At 43.0% G+C, this 14319-nt stretch carries 7 protein-coding genes and 1 pseudogene; 1 reads left to right on the forward strand and 7 read right to left on the reverse strand.

The window, feature by feature from the left end:
• Window positions 1-2: 2 nt before the first annotated feature.
• From IWA51_RS12465 to IWA51_RS12485, 6 genes and pseudogenes are all read right to left on the reverse strand, one after another.
• Window positions 3-485 (reverse strand): DNA-deoxyinosine glycosylase, encoded by a 483-nt coding sequence (locus IWA51_RS12465; protein ID WP_198442648.1) that lies wholly within the window; start codon window positions 483-485, stop codon window positions 3-5.
• 43 nt (window positions 486-528) lie between these two features.
• Window positions 529-651, reverse strand: a pseudogene (locus tag IWA51_RS12985) (chloramphenicol acetyltransferase); the annotation flags it as partial.
• Window positions 652-1088: 437 nt separating this feature from the next.
• Complete coding sequence (locus tag IWA51_RS12470) at window positions 1089-1808, reverse strand: hypothetical protein (protein WP_177527975.1); 720 nt, start codon at window positions 1806-1808, stop codon at window positions 1089-1091.
• A 9-nt stretch (window positions 1809-1817) separates the two neighbouring features.
• On the reverse strand, window positions 1818-2222 hold the full coding sequence (locus IWA51_RS12475; protein ID WP_198442649.1) for a hypothetical protein: 405 nt from the start codon (window positions 2220-2222) through the stop codon (window positions 1818-1820).
• A 545-nt stretch (window positions 2223-2767) separates the two neighbouring features.
• Window positions 2768-4978 (reverse strand): fibronectin type III domain-containing protein, encoded by a 2211-nt coding sequence (locus IWA51_RS12480; RefSeq protein WP_198442650.1) that lies wholly within the window; start codon window positions 4976-4978, stop codon window positions 2768-2770.
• 334 nt (window positions 4979-5312) lie between these two features.
• Entirely contained in the window at window positions 5313-9425 is a 4113-nt protein-coding gene (locus IWA51_RS12485) for a fibronectin type III domain-containing protein (protein WP_198442651.1), read from the reverse strand.
• A gap of 993 nt (window positions 9426-10418) precedes the next feature.
• Between IWA51_RS12485 and IWA51_RS12490 the strand changes: the two genes are divergently transcribed.
• Complete coding sequence (locus IWA51_RS12490) at window positions 10419-12803, forward strand: helix-hairpin-helix domain-containing protein (RefSeq protein ID WP_198442652.1); 2385 nt, start codon at window positions 10419-10421, stop codon at window positions 12801-12803.
• A gap of 114 nt (window positions 12804-12917) precedes the next feature.
• Here the strand turns inward: IWA51_RS12490 and IWA51_RS12495 are convergent, their stop codons facing one another.
• The gene (locus IWA51_RS12495) at window positions 12918-14303 is read right to left on the reverse strand and encodes a methyl-accepting chemotaxis protein (protein WP_198442653.1); all 1386 of its coding nucleotides are present in this window, start codon (window positions 14301-14303) and stop codon (window positions 12918-12920) included.
• Between the last annotated feature and the right edge of the window lie 16 nt (window positions 14304-14319).

A 14319-nucleotide genomic window follows, 5' to 3' on the forward strand; every position in this document is an offset into this window, starting at 1 on the left:
TTTTAAAACTCCTTTCCCCAAATTTCAACAAGTTTTTGAATTGAATAAACGGCATTTGCAGGACTTGTGGAAGGAAGAGTTTTCAGCATGGAACACAGTTTTTCATCCTGATATTTTAGAAAATATTTAGCGGCGGTTTTGCCGTTTGCAAGAATTTTTGTAATTTTACAGGCGGACACAATTTTTTCAATGTCAGAAGGTATAACATTACTTATCGAACTGTCCGATGAGCCGCAAATCGTACATTCCCTGATTGAATCGTACACGGAAATTTTGTGTTTTTCCAAAAAGCGCTGTTTTTCTTCTATTAATAATGGCGTTTCTTCAGAAAAAATCATCGCCAGCATTTTCCAGAAACGGTTCTGCGGATGTCCGTAATAAAAACCATTTTCCCGCGACTTTACGGACGGCAGGCTTCCTACAATCAATATTTTTGAATCCGCCCTAAAAAATGGCTCAAAAGGATGAACTATATATTCCGTCATGTCTATATATCCTTAATATTTCCGATTTTCTCCAACTGCCGCACATCTTTTGGTTCGCTCCGTTCATCACGAACTCGATTCCCTGCACAATCGCACAGAACTTTCCGCTATTCAGCCTGTCGCCCATAAAATCATAATGGTACGTCACGCGCTCCTCAAACTTTTTAACGCAACGTCCGTGAGGGAAGACGCGATTTTTAAAGAGATAATACTTAGCAAAAGTATTTCAGGACAACTCATATAGAGTTGTTCTGAAAACTTCAGTTGCTGCGCAACTGTCTTATTTACGTGTGCGCTCACGCGCACTAATTGAACTCAATCGCAAGTTGAAACTTGCTCAATCGTTCAATTTATAGGAAAGTTAAAATGCGCGAAGGAGGACGCAGAAATCGGAAATGACTTGATTTTTTGCCGTCGCGAAGCGACATACAATGGTTTCTACGCAAAAATCACGTCAAGTAATTTCAACAAAATATGAGTCCATACTTTGTTGAAAAACCGGTTTACGATTTCGGCGGACGACTGGGAGCATTTTAACCTGCGCTGCTCTTATCTAAACAAACTGCGTCTTACCACGCGCACCTTCCTGTACACACGTGGCTGTTAGCGTCTCAAGCGCGAATGAATGTACGAATACTTGTTTTCACCGCGCCTGCTGTACCGCACTCCAAGTTCCAGCTGATACTGCCATGCATACGCGAACGGCTGCACAATCCTGTTTTCGCCAAGATTCGGATAATCCAGCGTAAAAGTCCCGTTAAGCAAAACAGTCCACCTGCGCGCAACAGGAAGCTCACATCCCACAAGTGCGCCCAGTCCCAGATAATGCATATGATATTCATCTGTAAGCTGGTACATATAGTGAAGACCGCCGGCAAAATTCAGCCTTACATACTTCCACATATCTGCCTGAATAATCGGTCCAGCAAACAAATCGAACGCATACAAAATTGTCTGTTTGGGAAACTGCTGCATTCCGTTAAAAGTATGGTAAAAAGGATAATAAGCCGCAATTCTGACCATACTGTTTACAGGCATCATATTTTCAGTCTGAATCCCAAAATAAGCACCCGCAAGATAATTCTGGCGAACAAAATTGCTCCTGTCTTCAATCAATTCCACGCGCGTAATCTGTGCAAAAGACACACCTTCATTGAACATAACAAACGGCTTTTCCACAATCTCAGGAAACCCTGTACGCGGATTCAGTTCGGGGCTTTCAGATTCACTTTCCTGCGCCGAAAGAAAACAAACAGAAAAAACACATACCAGCGCCAGCAAAACACCGCGCCTATGTTCAGAAAGAAAAGAAAAACTCAGCATAAACGCAACCTACCTGGCAGTATGATACAGGGTAAGCGACACAGTTTGTTTGTCACTGCCCAGCCATTCAAGATAAAGCATGGCACCGCGAATATCCCATTCAGTTGTAACCGTATAACTAGGATCCTTCACGCTGAATACAAGTACATTGTCTATAACGGAATAATCTCCTTCATAAGAAACCGCTGTTCCCATAACGGACTTAATCTTTGCAACAAAAGTTCCGTCATTGATAAAAGAAATCTTGTTTCCGCTGTTATCAGCCCAGCTTCCGTACAAAGGAGAAGGCTCATAACACCCAAGTAAAAGCAACGAAGACGCAAACAAAGCCGCCACCGCCATTACAATCATAAAAGTTTTCTTAACGCGTCCAAGCTGAACCCGTCTCTCATACCCAACATTCATTTCTTTCATAAAAACCTCATATATTACGCATATTAAATTTCACTAATAAACACGTAGAAGAACGAATTTTTTTACTAATACAAGTAAATATAAAAATGCTCCCAGTCGTCTGCCGAAACCGTAAACCGGCCAATATTGGCCTTGACGTGATTTTTGCTTGGAAACTATCGTTTGTCGCTTCGCGACAGCAAAAAATCAAGTCATTTCCGATTTCTGCGTCCTCCTTCGCGCATTTCACCTTTTACTAACACACATGTCTCTAAATGTATCGTTCTTCTACAATTTTTTTACCACATCTATATTTGTAAATAACATATCTGTACGGAAAGATGCTTCTACAAAGATAAATCTTAACGAAAGTAAAACTGCGCGAAGGAGCACGGGAAAGCACGAAATGATTTGACTTTTAGCGTCGCGAAGCGACATTCTATGGTTTCACCGCAAAAGTCACATCAAGGGCCTTATGGCCCGGTTTCGTGATTTACCAGGCGACTGGGAGCAGTTTTACCTCCGCTGGCTCTTATCTACCTAAAATTATCTTCCCGCACAAAAATTTATTTCTCCTCGCCTACCTGCCAGTCTACATTTGTTTCCGGTATAATTACATTGCCGCTCATATCCTTTGTCGTAACCGCATACGCACCGCCTCCCGCAGCGCCTCCTTTAATCAAAAGCCCGTCGTACTTAACCGAACCTGGATACATACCAGTGCACACAACAGTACCAAGCATATTACCGTTGGCGCTCATATTCGAAGTTGTATCGGTATTTCCCGTGCAGATAAAATACTCACCCAAATCTTTTTCTCCCATAATATAAAAATCTGCATAATTCTCATACTTCATGGTAATATAGGCACCCATTCCCGCAACCTTGGCGTTATAATAAAGAGTACCTTTAATATCGCCGTTAACAGTTTCCGTACCAAGTTTATCCATATCATTCGGTTTATGCATGTATGTAAGTTTACTCTGGGAATTGCGCACGGTTTTATTATACTCGCGGAACCACTGGTCTGCCGTAAGAGCACCGTATCCGTCCGTGTCTGCATAATTCTTTCCCTGTCCCAGTTCGTTAACAGAAACAACCCGGTAGTAATAGTAAGAACCGGCACGCGCAGTTTCATTTGAATCAATATAACTCAAACCGGTAACAGGCGACTCAGTAAGCTTTCTGAAACCGGAATCTTTTTTAGTAGAACGGTACACCAGATATCCAGCCGGAAAATCGGCGGCGGGTTTAGTCCACGACACACGAACAGGGTAAACGCCGTTTGCATTTGCCGTCCAAACTGCCGCCGCCTCTGCAGAAAGATTTGCCGTTCTTGAACCTTCAGCCGCAGCCGGTGCCTGGGGAACAGGAGCGGCTGCTTCACTCAGTGCACTTTCGGTATCAACACCAAGCTCATTCACCGTAGACACTTTATAAAAATTATGCTTTTCAACAACAGATGAAGTTCCGGTTACCCCAGACAAAATCAAAGCATATTCACTATTAAGCAAATCAGACGCATATATTTTGTAAACATACGAATTGTCTTCACTGCCCAAAGCTGCATCCCACGAAAGAATCAGCGAAGTTGAATCTTCACTTTCATCAACACCAACGTTTTCAGGCGCACTCAAAAGGTATGCCTTAGCCGGACTCTCTGAATCTGCTCCGCTTGAACTGAACGGACTTTTCAGAACTTCACCTTCTGTTCCGTCACTGGGAGTTGATACAGCCTGAACATAATACCAGTAAATAAGACCGGGTTTTATGCTCCTGTCAGTGTAAGTCGTTGCCGCTGCATCTGTAATTTTTTTAACCAGAGTATAAGAAGAATCTTCGGAACTTGTTCTGTACAAATTGTATGAAATTGTCGTTTTTTCTGTTCCTGCAACTTCTTCCCATTTTATTGTTACAGAAGAAACGCTTGTTCCCAAACCGTTGTCAATGCAAACACCAGACGGAGCAGCAGGCGCACCTTCTTTTAAAGAATATCCCATTCCTATTGAGCTGAACGCAGATACGTTTCCGTAATAATTCTGCGCGCAAACTTTGTAGAAAAATTCCCTTCCCTGATCGCTCTCACTTATGCTGTTGCTGAATTTCTGTACGCTTCCCAATACTTCGCCGATTTTTTCCATGCCGGTTCCGTCTGCATTTGTTCCGCGGTAAATTACGTAACTTACAGCTCCTTCGACTGCATTCCATTTTACATTTATAGATTCTGTTGACTTTCCTTTGTCTGCTTCTACTCCACTCGGAACACCGAACAGCTTTCCGGCGCCGTCTGCTCCTTCTGTGTCAGAGCACGCAAGGTACGGTGACTCCAGTCCTTTTGCAATGTTTTCTGCACAGACGCGGTAGAAGTATACGTTTTCATATTCTTTGTTTGAATATGAAGGGTTTTGTATTATTGTGTCTGTGTATGTTGTTGCGTATACAAATTTCTGCAGGGACTCATAGTCGCTTTCTTCCGGAACAGTTATTTTGCCTTCACTGTCGCTCGTTACAACGGCACGCTCTATTCTGTACGATGTGGCGTTTTCTACTTTGCTCCAGCTTACGGCGATTTTTCCGGCGTACATGGACTTTGACACAAACATCTGTTGCGGGGCAGCAAGTTCAGTTACTTCGCGCGCGGGTGTAAGCAGGTCTTCCAGCGTGCCGGTATTTTTTGTGTTGTCCATCGAGATTTTTCCCTGGAAAAAGTCTGAACAACCGGTCGTTAGCATTACTACAGCCGCAACCAACATAACCACACATTTTCTTTTTTTCATATATTCTCCATACGAGCGGTAGTTAAAATAACTAACGGTCGTTAACAAATATTTCGTTTACAAACTGTCATTCGTTAAGAAGCAGTTGATTTACAAAACTGGCCCTCCTGGTCGTACATTCGCAGCCCAAAACCGGTTTTTACAATAAAGTATGGGCTCATACTTTATTGTAATTATCTTGATGTGACTTTTGCATAGAAACCATTCTATGCCGCTTCGCGGCGCTAAAAGTCAAATCATTTCGGTCTGCGAAGTCCTCCCGCGCGGGCATCTTTTTACACTAACTATCGGTCGTTATATAACTAACGGTAGTTAATTAAAAACGATAATTAAACTACTGCCAGTCGGTAGTATCTATTTTAAAGTCATCATCTATAAACGGCAGAGGTGTTATGTTTCCGAATACTACCTCCTGTGCGCCGCTTGGATAAGTTACTTTTATTCCTTTGTACCCCTCGCTTTCTGTATATCTTGGTGTTTCTTCTTTGTTAAGCCAGAAGAACTTTAAGTCAGCAGAATATAGTCCGCCGAACTCGGTACCCGAAGAAACACTTACCTTTGTAGAACCATAATTCATGTATTCCGCAGGGTAATATTTTTCACCCCCAGCTTTTCCATTTTTCCACGTTTCACCAGTTACATTTCCGATTATAGAAAGGAAAGAAGCAGACTTACCTGATTGCGTTACAAGCAACGGAGTTGCATTTTCAAAAGAAATAGTATGAACAAAATATTTTTCTTTTCCGTATCCCACTCCACCCGAAGAAGCAATTGTTACTCCATCTGATACAGAAGTTGTTGTTCCTCCAAATGCTTTTACTTTCCACGCAGCTCCGGTATTCTTCATTCCCACCGCCATCGCCAGTGTTGCAGCGCGTACCAATTCCTCCGCGGTAATCTGCCTGTACGCATACACATCGTTGTCTACTACTGCGCTGTGTTCGCCGCGGGTCAATGTTATTCTGTAATAGTGACGTGCGTCTCTCAGAACTTTCAGTGCCCCTTCCGTCGTCTGCGCTGTTCCCTCTGCGATTGCTTTCGGGTACAAACGTGCTTCAAGGTTTCCTTCTGTCAAAGAAAATCTTATGTCGTCGGCTGCTGTTGTTGCACTAAAGTCTGCTGCGTTGAATGTCAGAACAGGAATCCATTCGCTGCCAAGATTGTTGTTCAGTATGCTTACTGTATAAGTGTCCGGCCCAAGTGCGCGTGCATTTTTATTCCAGTTGCCTATTGTAACACGCTCTGCATAATATTCAGGCTTTGAAGAATCTGTTTCTGCGGCATATGCAACCGAATAATTGTCATCGTACAAAAGATAACCCTTAAATTCACTTTCGCATTCAACACCGTCTGGGTAAGTGTAGCGACTGCCGTTTTCTTCTTTTTTGTTTTCGCAGTAATCTACAAATTCTTTTTTGAATTCCGCTGTTCCCGGATTATAATTTACCGCATATTCAAATGCTTTTTTGAGGTCGGCTTCAGGAACACGATATGTTGCATAAACAGAGTCCGCCTTTAAAGGAACCGTAACGGCCGCAATTCTTTCCCATGAACCAAAGCTTGCGTTTTCCAAAACTTCGCGTCTGTACAGACTCGGGACTTTTTGTTCAATTCCGGAAGCAGACAAATAAGGAAGTTCCCAGTCCACGCGCTGACTATCTCCCTGTTCTGCTTTCTGCGCCTTTAGATTAAGTGCATAACCAAAACATGCTCCCTTAACGTCAGTAAGTGCAGTTGATGTAACCTCGCCGGCTTCGTCAGTTTTTGTGCAGTAATCTACCTTAGAGGACGCATCAAGAACAAAACCGTCTGTAAACGAAAAGTCGCTTTCTGCCGCAACAGGAATAACCGCATAACCGAACGGCAGTCCCCAGGCAATACGCGCCTGATTCTTCTGGTAAGGATTTGTGCTGTCACTGACTGCTGCATATTTGTCGCAAAGAGAATAAACTGTTCCGCCGTCAGCTTCTGTTTTGCTTACTGTCGCGCGCGCTTCATCTACACTCTCGCCGCCAACTGTAAGCACACATTTTTCACAGTCATAAAAATAAGTATCTGCCTTGTCCACTGCGGCGGCTGTTCCGTCAGAATACAGCGCGCGTCTTATTATATAACCGGCGGCTCCCTTAACGGCATTCCACTCAAGCACAATCTCTTCAGAAGAAGGAGCTGCAACTCTTGCGTTAACAAGAGCCGGACCAAGTGTTGCTGTTGCAAAAACCGCTTCTGTCGTGTCAGAAGTTTTTGAAGACGCTGCAGTCACGGCAAAAAGAATTGTCTTTCCAGACCTGAGCACATCGTTATAACCGGCAGGATTTTCAAGCGTACAGGTATAAATGCCTGCTGTCTCATCAAAAACAACCGCTCCGTTACCGCCAGCAAAATCAACAACAGGAGTTTTTGTTTCATCATCTTTGTAGTAAGCGTTCACGGTAAAATCAGCAGCATCAGACTTTGCAAGCTGAACAGTCTTCCACGAAACTACAATCTTGTCATAAAAATATTGTGTGCAGTAAGGAACTGCCGTACCCAGAGTTTCAGAAACAGAATCTGCTTTTTTTGTAATGCTGAATCCGGCAGAAGCTTCAAGCATATATTTGCGCCTGTCTCCGCTCAAAGCCGCATGTTCGTAAGTAACAGAACCGTCAGAAGATTTCGCTGCAAGTGCATTAAGTTCATCTTTTGAAAGAGCAAGACTTTCTTCTGCAAGAGCTGTCTCTCCTTCATACGGAATCCACTTAAGAACATAATCGTAATTTGAGTTGTAATCCCACTTGATCTTAAACTTGTCACTGTAACCGTCTTCTACAGAAAATCCTGTAACAGAAGGAAGGTTTGCCGAATCATGAACAACAGTTACAACACCGAACGCTTCGGCACAGGCAAAATATTCATCTTCACCTGCAGGAACAGAATTCATTCCGGCCGGAACAACATAGGCCTTAAATTTATAGTAACCTTCCCGCAAACTATTGGCCGCTTCATCTGTCGCATCAAAAGCAAAAGTTTTGGCCGCGCTATTCACAGAAGCCGCATCTGTCCAATAACCTTCATACACTTCTTCGCCCGCTTCATCCGCAGAAAGAGGAGTGCGCTGTGATGTAATGACATATCCGTAAGTTTCATCTAGACCAAGTGTGTCAAAGTCAAATTTATATTCAACCTTAACAGCAGAATGCAAAGTTGAACCATCATCTGCCTTTTCATACACGGCACTTGTTTCAAAAGAAGGCGTACTCAAAGACCAGCCTTCACAAACAGAGCGCGAGTTTTCAGAAGAAACGGCATTTTTGGAATCGTCAGTAAAAGAAATAATCCTGTACTCATACTTAACGCCAGCCACAGCCGAAGTGTCGCAATAATAAATTTTCGTACCCGGAATATAACCCGTGTAGGTTTCACTCGTTTCTGCATTTTCAAGAGTACCCGCTTCGAGTTTAACATTAACATTTTCAGAAGAAAGGGATGCGCAGTCAAAAACAATTCCACCCGGAATTTTTTCTGCACTTGTTAAACAGCTTCCAATATATGGAACAATACAAGTCCATTCCTGCGAAACAGAATCTTTTTCTTTGCGTTCAATAGTAAAGTAAACGGGATTGCGGTTGAATAAAGAAGATGAAACTTTTGCATCAACAAAATCAGGAAGCAACCAAGAAAGTTCAACCTTAGTGTACAAAGTTCCCTGTGTAGCAGTAAATTCTTTTGCCGCATCCGGAATAAGTTTGCGCGCGGTTTCAGAGTCAATTCTGTCACTCCACTCATACTTGTTTTCCTCAGCAGCATTAACCGGAATATACGCGCCTACGTCATACAAATATTTTGTTTTGGGAGAAAGGCCTTTAAACACAACAGAAGACACAGTCCCGTCGCAGGTCGTTTCATCTACAGATTTTCCGTCTTCAAGAAAACACCGTACCTTGTACTTTACAGAATCTGAATATGTTGTTGAATCGCAGTTGGACATCCACCAGCTTACAGTTGCCTGCGTTCCGTCAGAACTGGACTCAATCATTGTAATTGAAGGAGTAGCCATCGTTGAACCTTTTACAGTACTACTCGCAAAAGATTCGCCACCCTTATAGTCAATAGATTTTACATAATAATAACGCACGGCGCCGGCCACTTCATCTAGTTCAATAGAAGAAGAAGCATCTTTTGTTTCACCGACTTTTACGAATGTTTCAAAAGGATTAGCAGCACCGTAAATATTGTAGCGCACAGCATTGGCGGCGGCATTCCAGGAAAGAGTAACGCTTTTATAACCGCCGTGTGAAGCCGTCAAACCTGCAGGAGGCTTAACGGCCTCATTAATGCTTGTTCCGCCGGAATCAATAATCTTATCAATCTCCGGCGACGGAATCAAATCATTCTCACACCCAAAAAAAACAGTAGCAACGGCCAGAACAACGGTCGCAAAATAAAACTTAAAATAACGTGAAAACATAATTGCATTATAGCAAAATAAAACTTCGTTTTACAACAGTTTTCTTCCTATTATATAGATTTATAAACGCACGTCCGCGGGGGAAGACGCTACTTTTAAATAGATAACTTTTAGCTAAAGTATTTCATGAACAACTCAAATAGCGTTGTTCATGAAAACTTCAGTTGTTGCACAACTGCCCTTATTAACGTGTGCGCTCACGCGCACTAATTGTACTCAATCGCAAGTTGATACTTGCTCAATCGTACAATTTTATGGAAAGTTAAAATGCGCGAAGGAGCACGCAGGAGGCCGAAATGATTTGACTTTTAGCGCTGCGAAGCGACATTCTATGGTTTCACCGCAAAAGTCACATCAAGGCCATTATTGGCCGGTTTCGGACTTCACCGGGCGACTGGGAGCATTTTAACCTATCGCTGCCACTTATCTAACCAAATTGCGTCTTACCCACGCGGACCTTCCCATACATGTATGTTTCTTAACGAACATGTTTGTAACCGAACGTCCGCACGGGAAGATGTCGTCAGAAGATAAATCTTAACGAAAGTTAAAATGCGCGAAGGAGGACGCGGGAAGCGGAAATGACTTGATTTTTTGCCGTCGCAAAGCGACAAACGATAGTTTCCCAGCAAAAATCACGTCAAGGCCAATATTGGCCGGTTTTCGATTTCCGCGGACGACTGGGAGCATTTTAACATTAGCTGTCTCTTATCTAAACCAAACGTCTTCCCGTGCGGACCTTCCCGTACATGTATGTTTATTAACGAACGTTCGTACGTTAAGATACGAATTTTCTAACGACCGTTAGTTTATTAAGGCGATAAAAACTACCAACCAATCATTAGTTATGCACAAATTCCCCACAACCTGTGGAAAACTACCGAACGACCGTTATTTAAAAATACAATTCCACAGGAACCCACATGTACTTTTCTCTCACACCAACAAACTAACACTTGTTAAAAACCGTGTTTTTTCGTAAAATAAACACCTATGGAATTCACACAAGAGCAGATTGACGCATTGTCCGTCAACGAAGTAGAAATCATGAAAAGAATCGCTGAAGAGCTCAACATAAAAATAGCTCAGGTCAGCGCCGTAATCAGTCTGGTTCAGGAAGGATGCACAATCCCCTTTATTGCCCGTTACCGCAAAGAAAAGCACGGTTCACTTGACGAAGTTCAGGTTCGTGACTGCGACCACCTCTTCACTTCATACAAAAATCTTGAAGAGCGCCGCCTAGAAATTGTAAAGGGAATCTTTGCACAAAACAAACTTACCGAAAGCCTTTACAATGCCGTAATGAGTGCAAAAACACTCACCGAACTCGAAGACCTCTGGGCTCCGTTCAAGAAAAAAAAGAAGACCCGCGGAATGGTTGCTGCAGAAAAAGGACTGGAACCTTTGGCCGATGCCATGTACGAACTTGATGACGCCGCAATTCTTTCCAAAGCAGCAGAATTCGTAAAAACAGATGCCGACCACCCCGAACTCGATGTTGCAACCGCAGAAGATGCAATTCAGGGTGCAAAAGATATTATTGCAGAACGTGTCTCTCAGGACACAAAAAACCGCGAAGATGTTCACGACCTTTACATGAGCACTGGAAAAATCACAACAAAAGGAATCGTTCCCGAAGGTCAGGATGCAGCAACAGTAGAAAAAACTTCTACATACAAAATGTACTGGGACTACAGCGAACCGCTCAATCAAGTTAAGCCCCACCGTATTCTTGCAATAAACCGTGCAGAACGAGAAGGCGCTCTCGAAGTAACACTCGATGTAGATGTAGACGCAGCAGTAAAAGCTCTGTCAAAAAAATACAAGCTCAACAACAAATACATGGCAGACGCAATAGAAGACGGACTGGTACGCCTCTTGAGCCCGGCAGTACTCCGCGAAATCCGCAGTGACGAAAGTGACGAAGCAGACACACACGGAATAGGAATCTTCAGCGAAAACCTCAAAAATCTTCTTATGACACAGCCAATCAAAGGAAGCCGTGTTCTTGGAGTAGACCCGGGAATCAGAACCGGAACAAAATGTGCAGCCCTGGACGAAACAGGAAAATATCTCGGATACTTCCTCATCAAACAGGTAGTCGCTCCCGATGAATCCTACAACCTCATAAAAAATGCAATCAAAAAATACGACATTCAGGTTGTGGCCGTAGGAAACGGAACAGGCAGCCAGGAAGTACAGACAATCGTTAGCAAAGTAATAAGCGAAAACTACCCCGACGTACGCTACACTGTAGTAGATGAAAGCGGAGCCTCAGTTTATTCAGCAAGTGACATTGCCCGCGAAGAATTCCCCGACCTTGACCTTACAATCAGGGGTGCAATCAGCATGGGCCGCCGTCTTCAGGATCCGCTTGCAGAATTTGTAAAAATAGATCCAAAGGCAATTGGCGTAGGACTTTACCAGCACGATGTAAACCAGAAAAGACTTTCTGACACTCTCGATGAAGTAGTAGGTTCTGTAGTAAACCAGGTTGGTGTAAATCTAAACACGGCATCTGCCAGTCTTTTAAAATATGTATCAGGAATAAACAGTTCCCTTGCAAAAAAGATTGTAGCTTACCGTGACGCAAACGGAAAAATCACCAGCCGTGAAGATCTTAAAAAAGTTTCAGGACTTGGACCAAAGGCTTTTGAACAGTGCGCAGGATTCCTTAAAATTCCCGAAAGCGAAAATCCGCTGGACAATACGTGGGTTCATCCCGAAAACTACGAGGTAGCAAAAGAGATACTTCCTATAGTTCAGAAGAAAGAAAAAGTTTCTGCTGAATTGAAAAAGCAGCTCGAAGAAAAGTACGGAATCGGTGCAACAACAATCAATGACATCGAAGAAGAACTTACAAAGCCAAACCGTGACCCACGTGACGGTTATCCTGCACCAATCATGCAGAAAGGCGTTGTAAAGTTCGAAGATCTTACAGTCGGAATGAAAGTTACCGGCAAGATTAAAAACGTTGTTGACTTCGGAGCATTCGTAGACATAGGACTTCACGAAACAGGTCTTATCCACATAAGTGAACTGAGTGACACCTTTGTTTCTGACCCGATGGACGTAATAAAAGTCGGCGACATAAAAGAATTCACAATAATAGACCTGGATCTAGACAGAAAGAGAATATCACTTTCCTTAAAGTCAGATGCAGCTTCCCGCCTTCACCACGAGGGAATGTCTTCTTCTTCTGCTGGCGGCGAAAAAAAGAAGCGCGTCGTAGTAGTAAAGAAAGGCTCCGGCACGACTTCACCTTCAAAAACTGCCGCAAGACGTGATGACAACCGCAGTTACAGCGACAGAAATTCCGGCAGCGACGACGGAATGTACTACAACCCGTTCGCAGCGCTGTTAAAGAACAGAAAATAAATTAAAAAAGACTTTACATATCTATGGTATGTAAAGTCTTTTTTTTAACGGCCGACCAGGAGGGCTGTTTGTAAATAGAACTTTTTATTTGTTAACTAAATTCTATTAAACAGATTACCTGCGCAGTTCGTTAAGAAGTTTAATTACATCGCCTGACTTCGCCAGCAAATCTTTATAGGACTGTTCAAGTTCGGAACGTGACATGGAATCGCGGGACGTAAACACTTTGTGAACAATAGAATGCAGTTCTTCATGTTCCGACTCAAGAAGGGCAAACCCGCTCCGTGACTTAAGTTCTTCATCCGCAGACGCAAGCCATTTTCCAAGATCGCATGCTGTATGATCATAAATCTTAACATCAGCAGCAGAAAGCCTGCCGTCAATCAGAGCGCGCACTTTTGTAACCCATGCCAGATGTTTAAGAACAATCCCCGAGTAAGGAAAAGCCGACTTTGCTTCACCTTCCAGTACGGCATCAATATCAAGGGCTGTAGAAATCATATCGTTCATGTTAAACAAATCTTCGCTCATTCTTGAGCTTATGCTGGCAGAGTTCGTGCGTATGTTAGAAAAATACTGTCTGCTTCCAGAAGTAGATTCTGCTATAGTTCCAACACAGGAAGAAACGCCTTCAAACTTTTCCTTAAGATTGTCTGCCGACTCAGAAATTACTTTAACAGAAGAAAGCAACTCGTCTCCTCCTGCAGAAAGCTGTTCCATATGCTCCGTAATCTGATTGAATGAATCTGTCGTTTCAGAAACTTTTCCGCCTATCCACTTCATTGCATTACCGGCTTCATTCGCTGTCTGGTGTGCTTCTGACAAAGTGTCTATCATACTGCGGAGTGTAGAATCTATATTTGCAGCATTATCGCGTGTCACGTCTGAAAGTTTTCTGATTTCACCTGCAACTACGGCAAAACCAAGTCCGGCCTTACCTGCATGCGCCGCTTCAATTGCTGCATTCATTGCAAGAAGATTTGTGCGCTCGCTTATGTCATTGATTGCAGAAATTACATTTTTGATTGCATCAACATTTTTATTCAGAATAGAAATAACGTCCAGAACCTTTGCAACCTTTGCCGAACCTGACTCAGTCGCGCTCGTAAGTTCACGCGTAAGAACAATGCGCTCTCCTACAATATCCGCAACCTTATGTACAGAACCGGCAATCTGTTCTATCGAAGCACCGGAAGAATGAACAGCATCGTCAACTTCCGACACAAGTCCCTTTACTGTCTGAATCTGTGAACTGATATTTTCAATTGCAGAAATAGCACCCTTCATGCTCACACCAAAAGATTTAAAACTATCTTCCTGCTTTAGAATATCAGAAATTATATCAGAAGAAGAAACAATATTTTTTCTTAAAACATCAACAAATTTTTCCTGGCCTTCCGCAAGTTTTTTTGCAGACTCGACAGAAATCACAAGACTTCCTTCAGGAACAGCCGCTTCTTTTACAGCAGCAGAAATTTCTGCCTTCTTGTTTCCAAACATATAAACTTCCTTCGGT

Source organism: Treponema peruense, from assembly GCF_016117655.1.
Lineage (GTDB): Bacteria > Spirochaetota > Spirochaetia > Treponematales > Treponemataceae > Treponema_D > Treponema_D peruense.